Annotated in this window: 19 protein-coding genes; 5 read left to right on the plus strand and 14 right to left on the minus strand. The window is 64.0% G+C overall.

Annotation, left to right across the window (positions count from 1 at the left end; all coding sequences use genetic code 11):
- Nucleotides 1–2: 2 nt before the first annotated feature.
- From fmt to hisS, 4 genes are all read right to left on the minus strand, one after another.
- A complete protein-coding gene (gene fmt, locus ACYQ4W_RS13825) occupies nucleotides 3–1,046 on the minus strand; it encodes a methionyl-tRNA formyltransferase (protein ID WP_459857735.1) in 1,044 nt (347 codons plus the stop codon).
- Entirely contained in the window at nucleotides 1,031–1,534 is a 504-nt protein-coding gene (gene def, locus ACYQ4W_RS13830) for a peptide deformylase (RefSeq protein WP_459857738.1), read from the minus strand. Before def ends, fmt begins: the two co-directional genes overlap by 16 nt.
- A gap of 4 nt (nucleotides 1,535–1,538) precedes the next feature.
- On the minus strand, nucleotides 1,539–3,401 hold the full coding sequence (aspS, locus tag ACYQ4W_RS13835; RefSeq protein WP_459857741.1) for an aspartate--tRNA ligase: 1,863 nt from the start codon (nucleotides 3,399–3,401) through the stop codon (nucleotides 1,539–1,541).
- Nucleotides 3,402–3,471: 70 nt separating this feature from the next.
- Nucleotides 3,472–4,701, minus strand: a complete 1,230-nt coding sequence (gene hisS / locus ACYQ4W_RS13840) for a histidine--tRNA ligase (RefSeq protein WP_459857743.1) — start codon at nucleotides 4,699–4,701, stop codon at nucleotides 3,472–3,474.
- 112 nt (nucleotides 4,702–4,813) lie between these two features.
- Between hisS and ACYQ4W_RS13845 the strand changes: the two genes are divergently transcribed.
- Entirely contained in the window at nucleotides 4,814–5,017 is a 204-nt protein-coding gene (locus ACYQ4W_RS13845) for a 2-hydroxymuconate tautomerase family protein (protein ID WP_459857745.1), read from the plus strand.
- Between the two features lie 309 nt (nucleotides 5,018–5,326).
- On the opposite strand, the gene dsrP is transcribed toward ACYQ4W_RS13845, so the two are convergent.
- The 6 genes from dsrP to ACYQ4W_RS13875 form a co-directional block, all read right to left on the minus strand.
- Nucleotides 5,327–6,520 (minus strand): sulfate reduction electron transfer complex DsrMKJOP subunit DsrP, encoded by a 1,194-nt coding sequence (gene dsrP / locus ACYQ4W_RS13850; protein ID WP_459857747.1) that lies wholly within the window; start codon nucleotides 6,518–6,520, stop codon nucleotides 5,327–5,329.
- Between the two features lie 9 nt (nucleotides 6,521–6,529).
- Nucleotides 6,530–7,303: a sulfate reduction electron transfer complex DsrMKJOP subunit DsrO gene (gene dsrO / locus ACYQ4W_RS13855; RefSeq protein WP_459857749.1), complete on the minus strand. Its 774-nt coding sequence runs from the start codon at nucleotides 7,301–7,303 to the stop codon at nucleotides 6,530–6,532.
- Nucleotides 7,300–7,683, minus strand: a complete 384-nt coding sequence (gene dsrJ, locus ACYQ4W_RS13860) for a sulfate reduction electron transfer complex DsrMKJOP subunit DsrJ (RefSeq protein WP_459858559.1) — start codon at nucleotides 7,681–7,683, stop codon at nucleotides 7,300–7,302. The genes dsrO and dsrJ overlap by 4 nt, the downstream gene beginning before the upstream one ends.
- 7 nt (nucleotides 7,684–7,690) lie before the next feature.
- Nucleotides 7,691–9,325, minus strand: coding sequence for a sulfate reduction electron transfer complex DsrMKJOP subunit DsrK (gene dsrK / locus ACYQ4W_RS13865; RefSeq protein ID WP_459857751.1), 1,635 nt, complete (start codon nucleotides 9,323–9,325; stop codon nucleotides 7,691–7,693).
- Between the two features lie 57 nt (nucleotides 9,326–9,382).
- On the minus strand, nucleotides 9,383–10,405 hold the full coding sequence (gene dsrM, locus ACYQ4W_RS13870) for a sulfate reduction electron transfer complex DsrMKJOP subunit DsrM (protein WP_459857753.1): 1,023 nt from the start codon (nucleotides 10,403–10,405) through the stop codon (nucleotides 9,383–9,385).
- Nucleotides 10,406–10,473: 68 nt separating this feature from the next.
- Nucleotides 10,474–11,001 carry an RsbRD N-terminal domain-containing protein gene (locus ACYQ4W_RS13875; protein ID WP_459857755.1) on the minus strand — a complete coding sequence of 176 codons (528 nt, stop codon included), beginning with the start codon at nucleotides 10,999–11,001 and terminating at the stop codon, nucleotides 10,474–10,476.
- Nucleotides 11,002–11,433: 432 nt separating this feature from the next.
- Between ACYQ4W_RS13875 and ACYQ4W_RS13880 the strand changes: the two genes are divergently transcribed.
- The 4 genes from ACYQ4W_RS13880 (at nucleotide 11,434) to ACYQ4W_RS13895 (ending at nucleotide 15,027) form a co-directional block, all read left to right on the plus strand.
- Nucleotides 11,434–11,952 (plus strand): Fe-S-containing protein, encoded by a 519-nt coding sequence (locus tag ACYQ4W_RS13880; RefSeq protein WP_459857758.1) that lies wholly within the window; start codon nucleotides 11,434–11,436, stop codon nucleotides 11,950–11,952.
- 341 nt (nucleotides 11,953–12,293) lie between these two features.
- Nucleotides 12,294–13,589, plus strand: a complete 1,296-nt coding sequence (locus ACYQ4W_RS13885; RefSeq protein WP_459857761.1) for an ABC transporter permease — start codon at nucleotides 12,294–12,296, stop codon at nucleotides 13,587–13,589.
- 9 nt (nucleotides 13,590–13,598) lie between these two features.
- Nucleotides 13,599–14,300, plus strand: a complete 702-nt coding sequence (locus ACYQ4W_RS13890; RefSeq protein WP_459857764.1) for an ABC transporter ATP-binding protein — start codon at nucleotides 13,599–13,601, stop codon at nucleotides 14,298–14,300.
- 154 nt (nucleotides 14,301–14,454) lie between these two features.
- Nucleotides 14,455–15,027 (plus strand): flavin reductase family protein, encoded by a 573-nt coding sequence (locus tag ACYQ4W_RS13895; RefSeq protein WP_459857766.1) that lies wholly within the window; start codon nucleotides 14,455–14,457, stop codon nucleotides 15,025–15,027.
- A gap of 382 nt (nucleotides 15,028–15,409) precedes the next feature.
- Here the strand turns inward: ACYQ4W_RS13895 and ACYQ4W_RS13900 are convergent, their stop codons facing one another.
- From ACYQ4W_RS13900 to ACYQ4W_RS13915, 4 genes are read right to left on the minus strand one after another with little or no spacing between them, the layout of a single operon-like run.
- Entirely contained in the window at nucleotides 15,410–16,861 is a 1,452-nt protein-coding gene (locus tag ACYQ4W_RS13900; RefSeq protein WP_459857768.1) for a flippase, read from the minus strand.
- A 14-nt stretch (nucleotides 16,862–16,875) separates the two neighbouring features.
- Complete coding sequence (locus tag ACYQ4W_RS13905; RefSeq protein WP_459857770.1) at nucleotides 16,876–17,937, minus strand: zinc-binding dehydrogenase; 1,062 nt, start codon at nucleotides 17,935–17,937, stop codon at nucleotides 16,876–16,878.
- Nucleotides 17,934–18,629: a class I SAM-dependent methyltransferase gene (locus ACYQ4W_RS13910; protein WP_459857772.1), complete on the minus strand. Its 696-nt coding sequence runs from the start codon at nucleotides 18,627–18,629 to the stop codon at nucleotides 17,934–17,936. The genes ACYQ4W_RS13905 and ACYQ4W_RS13910 overlap by 4 nt, the downstream gene beginning before the upstream one ends.
- 38 nt (nucleotides 18,630–18,667) lie before the next feature.
- Complete coding sequence (locus ACYQ4W_RS13915) at nucleotides 18,668–19,414, minus strand: glycosyltransferase family 2 protein (RefSeq protein ID WP_459857774.1); 747 nt, start codon at nucleotides 19,412–19,414, stop codon at nucleotides 18,668–18,670.
- Nucleotides 19,415–19,518: the final 104 nt, after the last annotated feature.

Genomic DNA, 19,518 nt, shown 5'->3' on the forward strand with positions numbered 1-19,518 from the left:
GGTCAGCCCTGGCAGGCTTTGAGATAGCCGCAGGCGAAGGCCTTGGCGTCCTGGGGCTTTTTGCCCCGCGGAGTGAGGCGCGCCACAAGGTAGGTCTTGTCGGCCGTGGCGATGGCCAGGCGGGGGCCCGCCTCCGTGGGCACAAGGCCCAGAATGTCGCCGGGCTTGGCTCCGGCGGGGATGTCCTCGCCCACGCTGCCCGGTTCGATGGAAAGGCGCAGCACCTTGCCCGGCGTCTGTTCCCAGTCGAAGAACGCGCCCGGCCAGGGGTGCATGGCCCGGATGTGGTTGTGCAGCTTCTCGGCCTTCATGGCCCAGTCGATGAGCCCTTCGTCCTTGCTCAGCTTGGGGGCCAGGGTCACGCGCGATTCATCCTGGGCGAGCTGCATCAGCCGCCCCTGGGGCAGGCGGGTCAGGGCGTCGAGCAGGGCCTCCGCGCCCATGCCTGCCAGTTCGTCGTGCAGCAGGCCCGCGTGGTCGTTGTCCGCAATGCGCAGGGCGCGCTGCAGCAAAATCGGCCCGGAGTCGAGCCCCAGCTCCATCTTCATGATGGTGATGCCCGTGACCAGGTCTCCGGCCTCGATGCAGCGCTGGATGGGCGCGGCTCCGCGCCAGCGCGGCAGCAGGCTGGCGTGGACGTTGATGGGCATGAGCCGGGGGATGTCGAGCACGGCCTGGGGCAGAATGAGCCCGTAAGCCGCCACCACCAGCACGTCGAAGGACAGGGCGGCCAGGGCGGCCACATCCGCCGGGTCCTTGAAATTGAGCGGCTGGCGCACTTCGATGTTCGCGGCCAGTGCGGCGGTTTTGACCGGCGAGGGCGCGCACTCCTGACCGCGTCCGCAGGGACGGTCGGGCTGGGTGTAAACGCAGAGCACCTCCGCGCCGGGCCATTGGATGAGCGCGTTCAGGCTCGCGGCGGCGAAGTCCGGCGTGCCCATGAACACCACGCGCAGGGGCGGTTTCGGGTAGTCCAGCTCCGGGCCGCTGTTCTTGAACTCTATGTCGCCGCCAAGCGGGTCTTCGACGATCAGTCCTTGCGCCATTTCTTCACCTTGCTGTCGTACATGGTGCGCTTCAGGCGGCTGGCGTGGTCCACCAGGGTCTTGCCCTCCAGGTGGTCCATCTCGTGCTGCAGAATGACTGCGAGCAGGCCCTCGGCCTTGATCTCGATGTCCTCGCCCTTCTCGTTCTTGCCCTTCACGGTGACGCACTCGTAGCGCTTCACCTTGCAGGAGAACGTGGGCAGGCTGAGGCAGGACTCCTCGGACTCCTTGGAGCCTGCGCATTCCACGATCTCCGGGTTCAGCACCACCATGGGGCTTTTGCGCTCCTTGGGGCCGGTCTCGTCGAGGGTGATGAGCCGGATGCTGGCGCCCACCTGGGGCGCGGCAAGGCCCACGCCGTCGCTCTCGTACATGGTCTGCATCATGTCTTCGATGAGCTTGGCGATCTCCGGGGTGATCTCGCCCACGGGTTCGGCCACTTTGGCCAGCACCGGGTCCGGGTAGGTCAGAACGTGCAGCTTCGCCATACGCCTAGCCCTCGGCCTTCTTCTCGCCGGCTTCCGCCGCCTTCTCGCGCAGCTGGATGCCCAGCTCGCGCAGCTGCTTCTTGTCCACCAGGTTCGGCGCATCGGTCATGAGGCAGGTGGCCTTCTGGGTCTTGGGGAAGGCGATGACGTCGCGGATGGACTTGGAGCCCGTGAGCAGCATCATGATGCGGTCGAGGCCGAAGGCGATGCCGCCATGCGGGGGCGCGCCGAACTTGAGGGCCTCGATGAGGAAGCCGAATTTCTCCTCGGCTTCCGCGTCGCCTATGCCCAGCGCGCTGAACATGGACTTCTGCGCGGCCGGGGTGTGGATGCGGATGCTGCCGCCGCCGATTTCGTTGCCGTTGAGCACCAGGTCGTAGGCGCGGGCAAGGGCTCCGCCCGGATCGCTGGCGATGGTGTCCATCTGGCCCGGCTGGGGCGAGGTGAAGGGATGGTGCTTGGCCACCCAGCGCTTGGCCTCGGGGTCGTATTCGAGCAGGGGGAAGTCCGTGACCCACAGGGGGGCGAAGGCCTTCTCGTCGATGAGCCCGAAACGCTCGCCCAACTTGAGGCGCAGGTTGCCGAGGGCGGCGTTGGCCACGTCGACCGGCGCGGCCTGGAAGAACACGATGTCGCCGGGAACCATGCCCAGACGCTCGGCCAGCTTGGCCTTCTCGTCGTCGGAGAAGAACTTGACGATGGGCGACTGCCACTCGCCGTCCTCTTTGATCTTGATCCAGGCCAGGCCCTGGGCGCCGTAGATCTTCACGAACTCGGTGTAGTCGTCGATCTCCTTGCGCGAAAGCTCCAGTCCGCCCGCCACACGCAGGGCCTTGAGGCAAGGCGCGGCCGCGAAGACCTTGAACCCGCCGCCCGCGAAGATGTCCTTCACGTCGACCAGCTTGAGGGCGAAGCGCACGTCCGGCTTGTCCACGCCGTACTCGTCCATGGCCTGCTTGTAGGTCATGCGCGGGAAGGCCGCGGGCAGCTCGGTGCCGATGGTCTCCTTGAAGAGCGTGCGCACCAGGCCCTCGGCCATGCCCATGATCTGCTCCTCGTCGGGGAAGCTCATCTCGATGTCGATCTGGGTGAACTCCGGCTGGCGGTCGGCGCGCAGGTCCTCGTCGCGGAAGCACTTGACGATTTGGAAATAGCGGTCCAGGCCGCTGACCATGAGCAGCTGCTTGAAGAGCTGCGGGCTCTGGGGCAGGGCGTAGAAGGTGCCGAGGTTGAGGCGGCTGGGCACCAGGAAGTCGCGCGCGCCCTCGGGCGTGCTCTTGGTCAGCACCGGGGTCTCGATTTCGAGGAAGCCCAGGCCGTCGAGGTAGCGGCGCACGCTCTGCGCGGCCTTGTTGCGCATGATGAAATTCTTGGCCAGGCGCGGGCGGCGCAGATCCAGGTAGCGGTACTTGAGGCGCAGCATCTCGCTGGTCTCCACGCGGTCCTCGATGGGGAAGGGCGGCGTCTCGGAGGTGTTCAGCAGTTTCCAGTCGGTCACGTAGACCTCGACCTCGCCCGTGGCCATGCCCGGGTTGCTCATGCCCTCGGGCCGGTGGCGCACAATGCCGCGCAGGGCCACGACGTACTCGTTGCGGATGGCGTGGGCGCGCTCGTGGGCCTCTGGCGCTTCCTCGGGGCTGAACACGGTCTGGGTCAGGCCTTCGCGGTCGCGCAGGTCGATGAAGATGAGCCCGCCGTGGTCGCGGCGGAACTGCACCCAGCCCATGAGGGTGACTTCTTCGCCGATGTTCGCGCTGGTGAGCTGGTTGCAGTGGTGCGTGCGTTTCCAGCCGCCCAGGTCCTGGATGACCCGGTATTCGTCGTAGTCGCGTTCGTCGCCGGCTGTGGTGGTGGTCTGTTCGGTCATTGCGGTTCCTTCTTCTCGAAATGTAGCCGCGCAAAGACGCGGCGGAGTGTCTGTTTCGTGTCGTTTTGCGTTAATCGAAGGCGCTGATGTCGAGACGGAGCTGTCCGCCCTCTTCCATGTCCTTCACGGTCACCTGGCGGGCGTCGAACTCGTCCGCGCCGATGATGTAGCACTTCTTGGCGTTGATGCGCCCGGCGTGGCGCAGGCGGCTTTTCATGCTGCCCGCCGTGTAGTCGCATTCTCCGGCCATGCCGCGCTTGCGCAGCTTGTGCGCCAGAAGCACGGCCATGTCCACAGCGCGCGCGTCGGTGACGGCCAGGAAAAAGTCTGGCCGGGGCGCGGCGGGCTTTTCCATGAGCATGGCCAGGCGCTCCATGCCGCAGGCGAAGCCGATGCCCGGCGCATCCGGGCCGCCCAGGAGCTGCACCAGGCCGTCGTAGCGGCCGCCGCCGGCAACGGCGGTCTGCGAGCCGATGGCGCCCGAGGTCACCTCGAAGGTGGTGCGCTGGTAGTAGTCCAGTCCGCGCACCAGGCGGGGATTCAGCGTGTACTTGAGCCCGGCTTTGTCCACCAGCGCCAGCACGGCGCTGAAGTGGTCGCGGCAGCCGGCGCACAGATGGTCGGCGATGGCCGGAGCGTCCTTCACCAGCTCCTTGCACGCGGGCACCTTGCAATCCAGCACGCGCAGGGGGTTGGTGTGCATGCGGCGGCGGCAGTCCTCGCACAGCTTCTCGTGGTCCAGGGCCTCGAAATAGGCGGTGAGCGCGGCGCGGTAGTTGGGCCGGCACTCGCGGCAGCCCAGGCTGTTCAGCTCGAAGCACAAGTCGCCGATGCCGAGCGCCGACAGGAAGTCCTCCAGCATAAGGATGACCTCGACGTCGGCCTGGGGCTCGGCGCTGCCCAGCAGTTCGGCGTCGATCTGGTGGAACTGGCGCATGCGGCCCTTTTGCGGGCGCTCGTAGCGGAACATGGGCCCGAAGGCGAAATAACGGGAGGGCTTGCCCGGCTCCACCACGCCCGCCTCGATGCAGGCGCGCAGGGCTCCGGCCGTGGCTTCGGGCCGCAGGGTCAGGGAGCGGTCGCCGCGGTCGGTGAAGGTGTACATCTCCTTGCCCACAACGTCCGTGTCTTCGCCGATGCCTTTGGCGAAGAGCTCCGTGCGTTCGAGCACGGGAATGCGCAGTTCGCCGAAGCCATAGCGCGTGAAGACCTCGCGCGCGGTGTCCTCCATGCGGGTGAAGGCGCTGGCGTCCTCGGGAAATAAATCGGCGAAGCCTTTGATTTTCTGGATGGCGCTCATGGAGTCCGTTTGCTTGTTGAGGTTTGGAAAGGCGGGGAATATACCTTCCTCATACCCTATTGTCAAAACCGCGCGCCGCTGCGCAAACACCCTGCCAATACAGGAGAACCCCATGCCCTTCGTCAACATCAAGATCACCCGCGAGGGCGCCACGCCGGAGCAGAAGGCCGTGCTCATCAAAGGCGTCACCGAACTGCTGCGCGACACCCTGGGCAAGAACCCCGCAACCACTGTGGTCATCATCGAGGAAGTGGACACGGACAACTGGGGCATCGGCGGCGAGAGCGTGACGGTAAGGCGGAAGACCGGGAAGTAGCGCCGTTCCGACGGCGATCCGCCGGGGCGCAGAGGCGGGCTTCCTTCGGCTGCGCCGGTCCCATGCGCCTGCCCTCCTTCCGCGCAGCAGTCGTGCCGTCGCGCGGCCGCCCTTTGCTCCGCTACGGCAGCGGCATTGCGTGGCTCTCGGATTTGAGCCGGCGTTTGCTGGACCTTGCGCAACGCGTTGCGCTTCGCGTCGTGTTGCTGTCGTGTGTGGCGCGGTGGCTGTCGCTTTCCGCACCGCAACAAAAAAGCGCCCCCTTTCGGGGGCGCTTTCGTTTGCAGAGGCGTAAGAGGCGTAAGCTGTTTAGGCTTCGGTTTCGCAGGGAACCGTGGGCTTCTGGCTCGCTCCGGTTTCCTTCTTCACGTCGGTGGCGATCTTGAACAGGATGGTCACCACCAGGGCGCCGGTTCCGTAGATCATGGCCGAGACGATGAGCTCCTTGCCGGTGGGCCAGTAGGGGGCGATGGTCTCGAACGGCGTGGGGTTGAAGCCGCCGATGAGCAGGCCCAGACCCTTGTCGAGCCAGGTGGCGACGACGAGGATGGCCAGGGACCAGGGCAGCAGGTTGCGGTTGTCGCGCAGCTTGGGCGGAATCAGCAGAGCCAGGCTGCCCAGGCCGAGAACCGCGGCGGTCCACATGAAGGGCACCAGTTCGGAGTGGCCCTCAAGCCCCTTGAACAGGTACACGATGGAATGCATGTGGCCGGGGATGTTGGAGTAGAAGGCCGTGAACACTTCCAGCAGGAAGAAGAACACGTTCACGCACATGGCGTAGGTGATGATCTTGGCCAGGGTGGCGATGCCCTCGGCTTCGGCTTTGAAGGTGGTCAGCTTCTCGGTGAGCATGATGACCAGGAGCAGGATGGCCGGGCCGGAACAGAACGCGGAGGCCAGGAAGCGGGCGGCCAGAATGGCGGTGAGCCAGTAGTGGCGGCCGGGCAGGCCCTGGTACAGGAAGGCCGTGACCGTGTGGATGGAGAACGCCCAGATGATGGACACGTAGGCGAGGACCTTGGTCCACTTGGGGTGGGGCAGGTGCTGGCGGTCGCACTCCAGGCAGGTCCAGCCCACCAGGACGTTCAGCAGCAGGTAGCCGCACAGAACGGTCATGTCCCAGAACAGGATGGAGTTCGGCGTGGGGAACAGCATCACGTTGAGCATGCGCTGCGGCTGGCCAATGTCGACCACGATGAAGCCCATGCACATGACCACGGCGCCGATGGCCATGAACTCGCCGAAGATGACGAGGTCCTTGAACTTTTTGTAGTGGTGGAAGTAGTACGGCAGCACGATCATGACGCCGGAGGCGGCCAGACCGACCAGGTACGTGAACTGGGCGATGTAGAAGCCCCAGGACACGTCGCGGCTCATGCCGGTGATGGTGAGGCCCTGCATGAGCTGATTGATGTACGCCGTGGAGGCGCCGGCAATGAGCAGCAGCAGGAACCCGATCCAGGTGTAATATTTGGGACTACCCTTGAGTGCTTTTTCGAGCATGACCGCCCCCTAAATGATGTAGTAGACGCCCGGTTCGGTGCCGAGCGACGGCTTGCGCCGGATGGTGTAGTGCTCGCGCAGCAGCTTGCGCACCTCGGAATTGGCGTCGGCAAGGTCGCCGAACACCACGGCCCCATTGGAGGCCTCGACGCAGGCGGGCTGCTTGCCCTGGGCCAGGCGTTCCACGCAGAAGTTGCACTTCTCGACCACGCCGCGCATGCGGGTGGGGAACTCTTTGTTCAGGTTGGCCAGGTCCAGGTGCAGGCGCGGCTCCATGAAGTTGAAGCTGCGCGCGCCGAAGGGGCAGCCGGCCATGCAGTAGCGGCAGCCGATGCAGCGGTGGTAGTCCATGGCCACGATGCCGTCCGGGCGCTGATACGTGGCCTGGGTGGGGCACACGCGCACGCACGGCGGGTTGGTGCAGTGGTTGCACAAGAGCGGGAACTGGCGCTTCTCCAGCTCCTCGTCCAAGTAGTTGTTGGGCTGGTCGAAGGATTCCTCAAACGAGGCGGCCCAGATCCACTTGACGTTCTGCTTGGTGGGGATGTTCGGCACGTTGTGGGCCTGGTGGCAGGCCTTGGCCAGCACGTCGATGGTCTCCTTGGTGCCGACCTTCTTGGTGTCGATGACCATGGCCCAGCGCTTGGCCTTCACGGCCTGCGGACCTTCTTTGACGCTCGCCCCTGCGCCGCCAACGGCCAGCGCGCTGCCCGCGGAGGCGGTGCACAGCCCGGCGGCGGCAAGGCCCAGGAACTTCAGGAAGTTTCTTCTGGTGTTGTTCATTTCTTCACCCCCTCCGGCTGGATGTGGCAATCCCAACAGTAGGGGGAAACAGCCGCGTCGTTATGACACTTGTCGCAGAACTCCGCCTTGTTGGTGTGGCACTTCATGCAGGTCTTCTGCAGGCTCATTTCGAATTCTTTGCCCTTGCTGTTCACGTACACGCGCTTGCCGTCGCGCAGGGCCGCGTCGCGCCATTCGTTCAGAAGCTGCATGTGCTTGGTGCGCATGAACTCCTTGCTCTCGACGCATTCCTTTTCGTTCTCGGGCATCTTGAGCTTGGGCTGCGAGTAGGCCGCCTTCCCCGCGTTGTACGCGAAGGGGGCCAGGAACACGCCCAGGAAGATCACCAGGCCGGTGATGATTTTACCGCCGTTGTACAGTTTCATCTTACTCCTCCTCCATGCCGGGCAGGGGCTCCTGGCGAAGGTTCATGGTGCGCTCCTCCTCACCATCGAGGATGAGAGCGTTGCCCACCAGCTCGTGCAGGCCGGCGATCTTGACGCCCGGGGCCCAGTAGTCGGCCAGGGGAATCAGGGTGGCGCGGTCGATGGCGCACACGCAGGCCATGGTGTTGACCCCGTGCTTGTCCTGCACGTAGCGCAGGGCGTTGCCCCGCGGCAGGCCGCCGCGCATGCGGATCTCCATGATCTCGTCGGTGTTCAGGCCGGAGCCGCCGGCGCAGCAGAAGGTCTGCTCGCGGATGGTGTTCTCCGGCATTTCGTAGAACTGGTCCACGACGTTTTTCAGAACGTAGCGGGGTTCCTCGAACATGCCCATGGCGCGGGCCGGGTTGCAGGAGTCGTGGTAGGTGGCGATGATGTCCGAGTTGCGGCTCTTGTCGAACTTGAGCTTGCCGTGCTTGATGAGGTCGGCGGTGAACTCGGCGATGTGCACCATCTTGGTCTGCTTGGCGTTCTCGAACACGGTGCCCGTGATGGGGTTCACCGGGGTCTGCATCTGGGGGCCCTGCAGGTGGCCGTTCATGGTGTCCATGTACTGGTTCACCACGCGCCACATGTGGCCGCACTCGCCGCCGAGGATCCATTTGGCGCCGAGGCGGTTGGCCTCGTTGTACATCTTGCCGTTGATGGCCTTCATCATGTCGGCGTTGGTGAACAGACCGAAGTTGCCGCCCTCAGAGGCGTAGGTGCTCATGGTGAAGTCGAGGCCGATGGCGTCGAACAGGAGCAGGTAGCCCATGAAGGTGTAGATGCCGGGATCGGCGAAGGCGTCGCCCGAGGGGGTGATGAACAGCACCTCGTGGCCCTTCTCGTTCAGCGGGCACTTGACGCGCTTGCCGGTGATGGTCTCGATGTCGTCGAGCATGAACTCGACGATGTCCTTGAAGGCGTGGGGCTGAATGCCCAAGTGGTTGCCGGTGCGGGTGCAGTTGGCCACCGGCTCGATGATCCAGTTGATGTTGATGCCGACGAGGTGCAGCAGTTCGCGCGCCATCATCGTCACCTCGGCGGTGTCGATGCCGTAGGGGCAGAAGAGCGAGCAGCGGCGGCACTCCGTGCACTGGTAGAAGTAGAGGAACCATTCCTTCAGAACGTCCTCTTCCATGACGCGCGCGCCGGTGAGCTTGCCCAGGATCTTGCCGGCCAGGGTGAACTCGCCGCGGTAGATGGAGCGCATGAGCTCGGCGCGGAGCACGGGCATGTTCTTCGGGTCGCCGGAGCCGATGAAGTAGTGGCACTTGTCGGCGCAGGCGCCGCAGCGCACGCAGATGTCCATGAACAGCTTGAGCGAGCGGTATTTGTCCAGGCGTTCGCGGAAGCCGTTGACCACGATCTCTTTCCAGTTCTCGGGCAGCTTCCAGTCCGCCTCGGACGGATTCCAGGTGCGCGGGTTGCCGAACACGCCGGGAACCTCGTGCATGAGGTATTCGATCTTGTCCAGCTTGGCCGGGTAGGCCCAGCGGCCCGGCGAAAGGTCGTTGGGCAGATCCATCCAGTTGGTGGCTGGCGGCGTGTAGTTGATACTCTTCAGCATCTCATCGGGTTTGATGATTTTTGCCATGTCTTCTCCTCACGGAAAAAGTTTAGTGCTCGTAGACCGGGGACGTGAAAGCCGCGATTATGCGGCCTCCTCCGGGTTCTTCTCCAGGGGCAGGCCAGCCTCGAACATGGGCTCGCGGAACTCGTCCTCATAGGACTCGTAGCTGTGCGCCTTGATGGCGGGGTTGTTCCAGGGGTTCACATGGTGGACCATGCGGGTGTCGTTCGGCATGTTGCGCGTGGGCGAAAGGAACACGCCGCCCATGTGCATGAGCTTGGAGAAGGGGAAGTACGCCATCAGCGTGCTGACCAGGAACAGGTGCACGAAGAAGCTGGTGTCTATTCCCGTGGGGACCTTGTAGTTGAAGGTCACCAGACCCATGACCACGTCCTTGACGGACATGATGTCGACCTTGGCGATGTAGCGCATGTACGCGCCGGAAAGGGCGATGCCCAGGATGAGGAACAGCGGGAAGTAGTCGTTCACCAGAGAGATGTAGCGCACCTTGGCGTCGAAGAACCGGCGCAGCAAAAGCAGGCTCACGCCGCTCAGGATGAGCAGGTCGGAAATGTAGATGGTGGGCGTCAGAATCTGCATGATGCTGTCGCTCCAGTCCAGGAACTCGATGGGCAGCGGAACCGGCTGCAGGAACAGGCGCAGGTGCCGGATGGCGACGATGAAGAAGCCATAGTGGAACAGGATGGCGAAGAGCCACAGCCACTTGGCGGAAACATACGCCACGATGGGGTTCTTGCCGTCGTCGTGCTGGAGCACAAGCTTGGTGTTGCGGAAGAGCGACCGGAAGGTCAGCACTTCAAGCGCCATGCGCATGAAGGTCTGCGGGCCGGTGGAGGGGTTGTCCCATTTGTTCTGGCGAATCCAGGGAAGGGTCATCTGCTGGCCGCCGGTGGTGGGAATTCTGAAGGGCACCGGCCGTTTGGCCCAGGAGATGATCTTGCACATGAATCCGACCAGGAAGATGATGAACGCCGTGCCCGGGATGCAGTACGCGAAGATGGTGTGCATCTTTGCCGCGCCCGCCCCGACTGTGGCGATCACCACAAGGGCCAGGACCAAAAGGAGTGAAAAGATCGCTTTCATCTGCCGTCACCTCGCTTGTAGTTTGCCCGCCCGCCGTTTGCGCGGGGGCGCGCCTTCCGGAAAAAAACTTAATCGGCCTTTTGGGCCGTCACGTCCTCTTTCATCAAATTGGCCCGCCGCACGATGTTCACGTGGGCCCGCTTGACCTCTTCCACGCGCATGCGCGCGATCTGGTCGCGGGCGGCAACGTAGAGGTCGAAGGCGATGACGGCCAGATTGTCGATGCGCGTCTCGAAGCGCAGCAGTTCCTCAAGTTCGCCGCTGGCGGAAAGCTCTTTGGTGAACTCCTGGCGCAGCAGCTTTTTGAGCAGGAACACGAAGCTCAGCGCCTGGCCGGGCGTAAAGTCCTGCACCGCGCGGATCTTGACGATTTGTTCAAGGGACCTGGCGACAGCCTCGGCGTCGTTCCAGGCAAGAAGCAGGGGGAGGAGTTCGCTTGTGGACTTCAGGATGGAGCTGCCCACGGGATTGGTGAACTGGTCGCGGTTCTTGCGCCACACCACCTGGGTCTGTTCGGGGTACGTGCCCAACACGAGGTCGGCCCACTTCTGGGCCAGCTCCTCGGAGCGCGCCGCGATAGAATCAGTCAGCCCCATGCACCCCCCCAACAGACCGGAAAAGAAGACGACCACCGAGTTTTCCGCTGGCGGAAAGCTGGCCGACGCCTGTACAACTATTGTGAAAATGGGAACAATACCTCCGGACTCTATTCCAGACTCCCCCCAAAACGTCAAGCCGTTTTGCCCAGAAAACCAGTCGCTCCCGCCGCTTCAAACGGCGTCTTTCGGCGTGCGGCTTGTGCAAACTCGCGTGCAGACATGTGCATCATGTTGCGCAAATTTGCAGCGCACTTTGCAGGCTGCACACGGTATCCGACTAAGATACTGCGTTTTATGCTTTGGCACAAAGATTGCCTCTCCAGGGCCGTGTGCAGAGAGGGTTTGCACAGCCGGGGACGGGGGTTTCGCTCTTCCACCTCCGTCCCCGCTTCATTCTTCCGCAAGCCAACACCCAGGAGGCCAGCAGACATGAACCGCCGCCCGAACCGCCCCCGCGCCATCGCCGTGGCCGCCGAAACCCCCTATGCGGGGCCTGGGCACGCCGTCATCATCGCCGCCCTCGTGGCCCTGGCCCTGCTGCTCTTTTCGAACCTGAACCACGCCCATGCCGGGTTGTTCGGCGGACCGCCCGAGGTCAAGGCCCAGGCCGGCGCTGTGAAGATCCCTGTGGCCGACGTCTCCGACGGTAAGGCGCACTTCTACAACTTCAAGACCGGCGGCAAGAACGTCCAGTTCTTCGTCATCAAAAGCAAAGACGGCCAGCTGCGCACGGCGCTCAATGCCTGCGACGTCTGCTTTCCGGCCAAGAAGGGCTACACCCAGCAGGGCGACTACATGGTTTGCAACAACTGCGGCCAGAAGTTCCATTCCTCCCGCGTCATGGACGTGAAGGGCGGCTGCAACCCCTCGCCCCTCGCCCGGACCATCGACGGCAAAAACGTCGTCATCCGCGAGGCCGACCTCGCCGCCGGAGTGAAGTATTTTTAAGTCTCAGTGACGCCGACTTGCCCCCCCCTCGGCCCAAGGGAACAACAGGCTTCTCCTTTCGCCGGGTCCGGGGGCGGCCAGCCCCCGGCCGCCGGAGGCATATCCATGCTTCCTATCAGCGCGCCGTGAGCATCCAGGGGCGCCGCCCCTTGGAACCCCGCTGGGGGGAATGATTCCCCCCAGACCCCCTCAGTGGCTGCTTTGCAGCAAGAAGGGGGCGGGTTGCGGCTCCTCGGTATGGCTCGCAACGGCTTCCGGGCGAGTGGTGTTTCGCGAATATTGCGGCTGCCGACAGCACCGCCCAGGACCAGAGGCCATTGGCCGCCGGAGGCATATCCCGCATGAACATCCTGACCATCGCCCTGCGCAACGCCCGCAAAAAATGGGTGCGCACCTCGCTCCTGCTGCTGGTCTTCAGCCTGGGCGTGGTGTCCATCGTGGCGCTCAGCTTCGTTTCGCGCGTGGTGGGCGAGGGCCTGGAAAAGAAGCTCGTCAGCTTCGGCGCCAACATCCTCGTCGCGCCCAAAAGCGAGAAGCTGACCGTGAGCTACGGCGGCTTCGCCCTGGGCGACATGCTCTTTGACGTGAACTACCTGGACGAGGCCGACACGGTGGCGAAGATCGACACCATTGAGCTGCGCAAGAACGTCTCGGTCATAGCACCGAAGCTGGTGGTCATGGACCACGTGCAGGGCACGGCTGTGGCCATTGTCGGGGTCCGGTTCGAGCAGGAGAAGCAGCTCAAGGGCTACTGGCTGGTGGAGCAGGGCGCGATTCCCGGCGAGACGCCGGAGCAGGCCGCTGCGCGCGCGGCCATGGCCCCGGCGCCGGAACACGAGGCCGGCATGCCCGCAGCCACGCCGCAAGCCCCCGTCAAGACCGCGGCCAAGGACGCCGCGCAAGCGCCCGCCGGAGCCGACGGCCTGCTGGCTGGCAGCGCCGCCGCCTCCAAGCTGGGACTTTCCGTGGGCTCCGCCGTGCCGCTCGGTCACCACACCTTCGTCGTCGCCGGCATCCTGGCCCCCACCGGCAGCGAGGACGACAACGTGCTCCTGGCGGACATGGACGCGTTGCAGCGCGCCTCGGGGCATTCCGGCAAGGTGAATTTCGTGGAGGTGGCGGCCTTGTGCTCCGCCTGTCCCATCGACGACATTGTGGCCCAACTGGCCACCGTGCTGCCCGGCACGGAGATAAAGACCCTGCGCGGCATTGTGGAGCAGCGCATGGTCTCTGTGCACTTCGTCAAGAAGCTCATATTGTCCGTCAGCCTGGTCATTTTGCTCACGGGCTGTTCCATGGTCGGCATCTCCATGCTTTCGGCCGTGAACGAGCGCAAGAAGGAGATCGGCATTCTGCGCAGCCTGGGCTTCTCGCGCCGGTCCGTGTTCGCCATCTTCTGCGCCGAGGCCGCCGTGGTGGGGCTCTTGGCCGGCGTGGCGGGCTATGTGGCCGGGTATTTCGTGAGCTTCCGCATTCTGGCCGTGCTCGAGGTGGAGGGCGGCGGACCGCTGCCATTTGAGCCCCTGCACCTTGTGGCCACGGCGCTGGTGCTGGCGCTGCTCACCTCGCTCGCCTCGCTGTTCCCGGCCTGGAAGGCCGCCAGCGTCGAACCCAGCGAAGCCCTTGTGACGCTGTAGGAGGCCGCCATGCAAGACTCCATGCCGGGCACCAAGTCTGAAACGTTTGCGCTTGAGGCCGTCAACGTCGGCAAGTCCTTCACCCAGGACGGTCTGGCCGCGCAGGCGCTCAAGGGCGTGTCCCTGCGCGTCGGCGCGGGCGAGTTCGTGTCCATCGTGGGCCGCAGCGGTTCGGGCAAGAGCACGCTTTTAAGCATCCTCTCCACGCTGCTCAAGCCGGACAGCGGACAGCTGTTTTACAACGGCAACGACTTGGCCGCGGCTGGCGAGGCCGAGATCAATGCCTTGCGCCACGGCGATTTCGCCGTCATCTTTCAGTTCCATTATCTGCTGCCCTACCTGACCGCCCTGGAAAATACGCTTTTGCCCTTCATGCGCGGGCTCAAGCCCGTGACCCGCGCCCAGAAGGCGCGCGGCTTGGAGTGCCTGGAGCGCGTGGGGCTGGCGGACAAGGCGCATCGTCTGCCGGGCCAGCTCTCCGGCGGGGAGCAGCAGCGCGTGGCCATTGCCCGCGCGTTGGTCAAGGAGGCGCGCATTCTCTTTGCCGATGAACCCACCGGCAGTCTGGACTCCGCCACGGGCTCGACAGTGATGGAGCTTTTGGGGCAGATTCACCGCGACGGGCTGTCCGTGGTCATGGTCACGCACAACGAGGAATACGCCAAGCTTTCCGACCGCATGGTGCGGATGGAGGACGGGCTGATCGTGTAAGGCGCTGAGCGGCGCGGGCTGTATAAATCGGGGGGAGGGGCGAAACTTTTTTCAAAAAGTTTCGCCCCTCCCCCCGCCCCCCCTCCTCACTTCAAAAACTTTTGGTAGAAAGAAGGGGCGGAGCATGTGTCCCCCCAACCGGAAGGAGAACGACATGAAAAAATCACTTGGCGCAAACACCCTGGCCCAGCCCACGCCCGTGTGGGTCATCGGTTCCTACGACGAGGCGGGCAAGGCCAACATGATGACCATCGCCTGGGGCGGCATCTGCTGCTCCAAACCGCCCTGCGTGACCGTCTCGCTGCGCAAGGAGCGCCACACCTACGCGGCGGTGATGCAGCGCAAGGCCTTCACCGTGAGCATCCCCTCGCAGATGCATGTGCAGGAGGCGGACTATGTGGGCATGGTCTCCGGCGCCAAGGCCGACAAGTTCGCGGCCACGGGCTTCACTCCCGTCAAAAGCGAGCTGGTCGATGCGCCCTACGTGCAGGAGTTTCCGCTGATTCTGGAGTGCAAGTTGCTTCAGACCGTGGACCTGGGCGCGCACACCCAGTTCATCGGCGAGATTCTGGACGTGAAGGCCGACGAGTCCATCCTCGCGCCGGAAGGGCACATAGACCCGGCCAAGCTGCGGCCCATCATCTATGCCCCCGGAGCCAGCCAGTACTATGGCCTGGGCGAGCTGCTGGGCAAGGCCTTCAGCCTGGGCAAGGCCATCGCCGGATAGCACCGCGGCCGGTGCCGCCTGTTCCGATACGCAGTAAGGCCTGACCGGAGTAGACTCCGGTCAGGCCTTACTGCGTATCGGGGTCTCACGAATTTCTTAGGAACACGCCGCCGACAGAGTTCGCCGCCTGGAGCGCAGGGGGTCCCCGCTGCCCTCCAGGCTACCCCTAAAATTTCAACCCAGAGTTCCCTCTACTTGCGGGCTTTAGAACACGGAACTCTACATGAGGGGGGCGAACATACCCATCTTGCCGGAGCCGAAGAATCGAAAATGACGGTCTCATGAGGGATATTTGCACGTGTCGTGCGGCCGTCGTCCTGTCGGAGCGGAATTTTAGGCAAAAGCACATCCGGGTGCAACCCGCAACGGAACCTCGGCCCGCCTACATGTGCAGCTCATCGGGTCTAAGCTCTCCCAACAGGAGCAGAGTGGCAAGATACACCACGCCGCAGGCGACGAGACCGAGGATAAACGAGGTTGGGAGGATAAAGTGGAGGGTGACGCCAGCCGCGGCCGCGCCGCAACCGATGCGAAGGAAGGACACAGCGAGCCGTCCCCAGTTGAGCTCCTCCGCGATGAAGGAGTACCCGAGAACCGTGCTTGCTCCCAAGCCGCACAAATAGGCCCAGGCAGCTCCCACCGCCCCCAAGCCGCCTCCAACAAACCAAGCGTTGGCCGCAAGCGCGGTCGCAAGGCTCAGCGTAACGATGCTGTAAAGCAGCCGCTGGCGGTTTCTGGCCTCCATGCTGGTCTTCATGCCGTAGTACAGGAACAGGAAGGGCACCACCAGGGCCAGAATACGCAGCACCTGGGACGCGGGCCTGTAGTCCGGGCCGAAGAGCAGCAGGATGACCGGCTCCGCGGCCAGGAAGAGAACCGTGGCGATGGGCGCGGCGGCGATGCCCAACAGGCGGGTGAGACGCATGACGTGCGTGCGGTATTCTTCGTCGTGGCCCTGGGCCGCGCAACGGGCCATGACAGGAAGCCAGGCCCCGGCGAAAATGTAGGGGATGAGCCACAGGCTGTAGGCGATGCGCGAGGCCACAGTGAACATGCTCAAATCCACGGGGGTGGCGCGGGCCTGCAAAAACAGCACGCTGATGCGCAGCAGGGCGTCGAACGCAAACATCACCAGAGCGATGGGGAGGCCCTGGCGGAGATACTCCCTGCCGGTTTGGGGGGCGGCGGAGATTCGCGGCGGCGCGAGCCGGAAGGAGACGAACAGCGCCAAGGCAACCACCGGCAGAAAGCTTGCTAAACGCGCCAAGGCCATGGGCAGCAAGCTGGTGGGCACCAGGCCGGAATAGGCGACAAAGCCCGTGAACAGGCAAAAACACACCGGCTGCAGCAGGCCCGTCACGCCCTCCCATGCCATGCGCTCGCAGCCGCGAAACACGCCGTTCGCCATAAGTATGTAGGAGAGCAGGATGTTCGCCAGGCCCAGGATCGCCACGGCGGCGAAGGTCTGGCCGCCGCCGCTCAGCACGAACCCGACGCCCAAAATCGCCGCGTAGCAGGCTGCGCTCAAGCCGATCTTGAGCCGCAGGGCCGTTGCGTGGATGCCTCCGGCCTGATCCCGGTGGAGGGCGATTTCCCGGGTGATGATGACGTTGAGGCCCGCGTCGGCCGCGTAGACGACAAAGAGCGTCAGCTCCTGGGCGAAGGAGTACTGGCCGAAAACGCTCGGTCCCAGGCTGCGGGCGGCGATGATGAACCCAAGGAACTGCAGGGGAATGCTTAGCATGTTCCCCAAGAACGAGGCCGAGGCGTTCTTCAGCATCCCCGCAAGGCGGCCGCTGCCCTGGGGGGCAGCGGTGGCTGTATCTTCAGACATGGCAGCCGCTCCGCTCAGGGCATGGCGATGATGCAGCGGCCGGCGGACTGGCCGTTGCGCATGCGCTCGATTGCGGTGTTGATGTCCGCAAGGGAGTAGCGCTCCGTAACCAGCGGCGACAGCCGCAGCCGACCGGCCTGCTCCAGGCGAGCGTAGCGGGGAATGTCGATGCTGGGGTCGCCGTCGCCGCCGTGGGTGCCGGTAAGCACCTTGCCGAAGTGCAGCGGCAGCGAGTGGATGGTGATGTCCTCCGCAGCGCGGGGCACGCCCACAAGAATGGTGCGGCCCTGAGGCTGGGTAAGGCCGTAGGCCATGGCGATGAGCCCGGTGTTGCCGGTGTTGTCCGCCACGACATCCGCCCCGGAAGCGCCCACGATGGCCTTGACCGCTGCGGAAAGCGCCTGCGCGTCCAGCCCGCGGGAGTTGATGGCGTGGGTGGCGCCGAGCTCGCGGGCAAGCTCCAGGCGGTTGTCATGGATGTCGATGGCGACGATGGGATGGGCGGAGGTCATGGCCGCGGCCTGAACGACGTTGAGCCCCACGCCCCCGGAACCGATGACCACGACGCTTTCGCCGATCTTGAGCGCGGCGGTGTTCACCATGGCCCCGAAGCCGGTGGTCACCGCGCAGCCCAGCAAGGGCGCGAGCTCCATGTCGAAGCCCTGGGGCAGCGGGGTGAGGCGGTTTTCCGAGATGACTGCATGGGCGTTGAAGGTGGTGACCCAGCCGGCGTTGAGCTTCTGCCCGCGCCAGCTATACACCGGAGCGGCGGCCTCGATGCCGCGGCCCTTGCGCCAGTGCAGCACCACCTTGTCGCCGGGGCGCACGTGGCGCACGCCCGGGCCGATTTCAAGCACTTCGCCCGAGCCTTCGTGCCCCAGCAGGTGGGGCAGATACTTGTCCGGACCTTTCACCCCGGCGATCTCGCCCAGCTGGGAGCCGCAAATGCCGCTGTACACAATGCGCACCAGCACTTGGCCGCATTCCAGGGTCTCCGGCAGGCGTATCTCGTCCACCACCAGGGGGGCGTTCTGCTCCACCAGGATGGCGGCAAGGGTCGTGCGAGGGGCGGTCATTTTGAGCCTTCCGCAGGTTTGTCGTCGGCGGATTCGGCGATGAACCAGAAGTAGTCGCCGGTGTAGCCCACCTCGTCGAAGAGGGCTTTCCAGTCCTCCACGTGCATGTAGGTCAGCGCGGTGAGGTTCCACTTCATCAACCGCTCGCGCTCGGCCTCGTTGCGCCAGGCGTCCATGGTGACGAAGGCGTTCTTGCGGCTCACGCGCTGAATCTCCCGGAGGGCCTTTTTGCAAAGGTCCAGGGGAAGGTTGTGGACGGTGTTGATGCAGATGACGAGATCGAAGGAGTTGTCCTCGAAGGGCAGGTCGGTCGCGTTGGCCACCTGGAGGTAGGGCTTCATGTCCTCGATGGCGTGCTCGATGCCGTAGGGCGAAATGTCCACCCCGGCGATCTTGAGGTCAGGCATGAGCAGCTTGAAGTCGTGCAGCATGAAGCCCTTGGCGCACCCCACGTCCAGCAGGCTGGCGTCTTCGGCCAGGCCGTAGTGGTCGCGCATGAAGCGCACGGTGTCGGTCCAGAAGCGCGGATGGTAGTTGTATCCGCCGTAGCCGGTCAGCCGTTCGCCGTCGTAGTATTCCACGCCGAAGCGGCGGGCCACGGCGCGGTGCTCCTCGGTGATGAGTTTGCCGCGCTCATCGATGGGGCGCTTGGATTTGGGGTAACGCTCAAGAAGATCGATTTCCTGTCCCATGGTTCTCCTCGCAAAAATTTACGTTACATGTCGGCGTGCTACAGCATAAGTCGCTTCGGGCTCATGGCGAAGTCGGATTTCTTGCTTACCTTCACTTCCCAGCACAGCCGCAGGTACATTGCCACGACCTCGCGCAGGTTGCGCCAGGAAAGCGAGGTGCTCCCTTGCAGCCCCGTGCCCATGTAGCCGTAGACTTCGTGGTAGGTGCAGCCGGAGCACAGCATCTTGATGGTCATTTCCACCACGATGCTGAAACGGTTGGCATGCAAAATGAGCTTTTTGAGCCGCGCCGTAGGGTAGATGCATGGCCCGTTTATGTATTGGACGAAGACGTTGAAGGTGCTCATGTAGATGAGGTTGAACACCGCGGAGATGATATTGCGAATGCGCCCCCGAACCTCGCGGTTCAGGAAATAGGACATGATGACGTCCGCCTTGTCGTGGTACGAGAATAGCTGTTCAAGAAGAGCTGCCGACATGTCGTTGTCGCCGGGGACGATGATGAACTTCGGCGCGCTGGCCATGGCCAGGGCGTCCTTCACGTTGACGCCGAGCCCTTGGTTCACGGGGTGGTGGATGACGCGGATGTTGCCGTGGCTTTTGGCCAGACTTTCGGCCAAATCCCCGGTTCCGTCCGTGCTGCCGTCGTTTACGATGATGATTTCAAGGACAATGCTGGTGTTCGACGCGGCCAGGAGCAGATTGTCCACGGTCGCCCTCAGGTTCTTCTGCTCGTTCAACGCCATTATGGCAGCCGTCACCATTGGGGTCGGTTGTTCGGACATTCTTGGATTTCTCGCCTTGATATTGGCCCAATAGTGTATTTGGGCGTGGTGTTGCGCGTGGTGCCGAAACCGCTGGTTTGCATTGCCTCTGCGGCGCGCAAGCC

This window comes from Humidesulfovibrio idahonensis (assembly GCF_054657715.1).

Bases quoted from the DNA above. Each gene is read 5' to 3' on its own strand.
- hisS (WP_459857743.1), bottom strand. From the start codon at position 4,701: ATGAGCGCCATCCAGAAAATCAAAGGCTTCGCCGATTTATTTCCCGAG.
- ACYQ4W_RS13895 (WP_459857766.1), top strand. From the start codon at position 14,455: ATGAAAAAATCACTTGGCGCAAACACCCTGGCCCAGCCCACGCCCGTG.
- ACYQ4W_RS13885 (WP_459857761.1), top strand. From the start codon at position 12,294: ATGAACATCCTGACCATCGCCCTGCGCAACGCCCGCAAAAAATGGGTG.
- ACYQ4W_RS13905 (WP_459857770.1), bottom strand. From the start codon at position 17,937: ATGACCGCCCCTCGCACGACCCTTGCCGCCATCCTGGTGGAGCAGAAC.
- ACYQ4W_RS13900 (WP_459857768.1), bottom strand. From the start codon at position 16,861: ATGTCTGAAGATACAGCCACCGCTGCCCCCCAGGGCAGCGGCCGCCTT.
- ACYQ4W_RS13845 (WP_459857745.1), top strand. From the start codon at position 4,814: ATGCCCTTCGTCAACATCAAGATCACCCGCGAGGGCGCCACGCCGGAG.
- dsrP (WP_459857747.1), bottom strand. From the start codon at position 6,520: ATGCTCGAAAAAGCACTCAAGGGTAGTCCCAAATATTACACCTGGATC.
- aspS (WP_459857741.1), bottom strand. From the start codon at position 3,401: ATGACCGAACAGACCACCACCACAGCCGGCGACGAACGCGACTACGAC.
- ACYQ4W_RS13880 (WP_459857758.1), top strand. From the start codon at position 11,434: ATGAACCGCCGCCCGAACCGCCCCCGCGCCATCGCCGTGGCCGCCGAA.
- ACYQ4W_RS13875 (WP_459857755.1), bottom strand. From the start codon at position 11,001: ATGGGGCTGACTGATTCTATCGCGGCGCGCTCCGAGGAGCTGGCCCAG.
- ACYQ4W_RS13890 (WP_459857764.1), top strand. From the start codon at position 13,599: ATGCAAGACTCCATGCCGGGCACCAAGTCTGAAACGTTTGCGCTTGAG.
- dsrM (WP_459857753.1), bottom strand. From the start codon at position 10,405: ATGAAAGCGATCTTTTCACTCCTTTTGGTCCTGGCCCTTGTGGTGATC.
- ACYQ4W_RS13910 (WP_459857772.1), bottom strand. From the start codon at position 18,629: ATGGGACAGGAAATCGATCTTCTTGAGCGTTACCCCAAATCCAAGCGC.
- dsrK (WP_459857751.1), bottom strand. From the start codon at position 9,325: ATGGCAAAAATCATCAAACCCGATGAGATGCTGAAGAGTATCAACTAC.
- fmt (WP_459857735.1), bottom strand. From the start codon at position 1,046: ATGGCGCAAGGACTGATCGTCGAAGACCCGCTTGGCGGCGACATAGAG.
- def (WP_459857738.1), bottom strand. From the start codon at position 1,534: ATGGCGAAGCTGCACGTTCTGACCTACCCGGACCCGGTGCTGGCCAAA.
- ACYQ4W_RS13915 (WP_459857774.1), bottom strand. From the start codon at position 19,414: ATGTCCGAACAACCGACCCCAATGGTGACGGCTGCCATAATGGCGTTG.
- dsrO (WP_459857749.1), bottom strand. From the start codon at position 7,303: ATGAACAACACCAGAAGAAACTTCCTGAAGTTCCTGGGCCTTGCCGCC.